This is a genomic window from Burkholderia sp. LMG 13014, assembly GCF_905232215.1.
Classification (GTDB): Bacteria; Pseudomonadota; Gammaproteobacteria; order Burkholderiales; family Burkholderiaceae; genus Burkholderia.
This window is the reverse complement of the sequence record NZ_CAJNKE010001058.1, coordinates 1-1,051: the sequence shown is the minus strand read 5'-3', so window position 1 is coordinate 1,051 and position 1,051 is coordinate 1. Positions and strand designations below refer to the sequence as shown.

The window sequence follows — 1,051 nt, the reverse complement described above, 5'->3', positions numbered from 1 at the left end:
CGTCGCCGGTCGGAACGTGTCCATCGCGCAGGTTTCGCCGCCGCGGCGCCGGCCGAGTATACCGGGCGGCCTGAGCGCGGTTGCACCCCGATCGCCGCCCGTGCCGCCTCACCGAGCCTTCGAATGACACTCGCGAAGTTCTTCCTGCGCTTCACCGTGATCCCGTTCGCCGCGATCGTGCTGGTGGCCGTCTGGGCGTTCAACCGCGAATCGGGCGAGATCGATGCGCGCCAGTACGCGGCGCTGGTGGCCGCCTATCCGTCGTTCACGCCGAAGCTGAAACACGAGGTGGCCGACGCGTTGCGCGGCGGCAAGGTCGCGAAGGCCGACTACGGCACGATCATGCGCGATGCGCTCGAGGCCGGTTACGTGGTCGACTGGCCCGCTGCGACGGACGACGTCGGCAGCGAGCGGGGCCGGCTGCTCGGGATCGTGAACGGCGACCTGCCGGCGTCGCAGTAGCGGGCGGCCGCACCCGGCAACGGCCGGCTGCGTGAAGGACCGCTCACTGCCCGATGCCCGTGAGCCCGATCAGCGCGCCGCCCGCGAGCAGCCACAGCGGATGGATGCGCGTGCGCCACGCGAGCACCGCGCACGCGGCCGTGATGCCCCACTGGATCGCCGTGCGGTTCGACGCCTCGGAGATCAGCACCGCGCTCGCCGCGACCAGCCCGGCCGTGACGGGCATCATCCCCTGCTGCACGTAGCGGCGCCACGGCCGGTCGCGAAAGCGCTCCCACGCATGCAGCGCGAGCACGGTGACGATCGACGACGGCCCGAACTTCGCGAGCGACGCGACCAGCAACCCGCTCCAGCCGGCCACGTGCCAGCCGACCAGCGACACGATCATCATGTTCGGCCCGGGCGCCGCCTGGGCCAGCGCGAACAGCGCGGTGAACTCGTGCGCGCTCATCCAGTGATGGACATCGACGACCTCCCGCTGCATCTCCGGCAGGATCGTGTTGCCGCCGCCGAACGCGAGCAGCGACAACTGGCTGAAGATCGTCGCGATGGCGATCAGCGTGTCGTTCATGGCCGGCCCCCTCGCTGC

The 1,051-nt window shown here is 71.0% G+C and carries 2 protein-coding genes; one reads left to right on the top strand and one right to left on the bottom strand.

What is annotated here, in order from left to right; translation table 11 throughout:
- The first annotated feature begins 123 nt into the window (after positions 1-123).
- Entirely contained in the window at positions 124-462 is a 339-nt protein-coding gene (locus JYJ84_RS37360) for a hypothetical protein (RefSeq protein WP_175222440.1), read from the top strand.
- Positions 463-505: 43 nt separating this feature from the next.
- Here JYJ84_RS37360 and JYJ84_RS37355 read toward each other — a convergent pair whose 3' ends face one another.
- Positions 506-1,033 (bottom strand): chromate transporter, encoded by a 528-nt coding sequence (locus JYJ84_RS37355; protein ID WP_122946447.1) that lies wholly within the window; start codon positions 1,031-1,033, stop codon positions 506-508.
- Between the last annotated feature and the right edge of the window lie 18 nt (positions 1,034-1,051).

Coding starts and splice junctions, on each gene's coding strand:
- JYJ84_RS37355 (WP_122946447.1), bottom strand. CDS start 1,033: ATGAACGACACGCTGATCGCCATCGCGACGATCTTCAGCCAGTTGTCG.
- JYJ84_RS37360 (WP_175222440.1), top strand. CDS start 124: ATGACACTCGCGAAGTTCTTCCTGCGCTTCACCGTGATCCCGTTCGCC.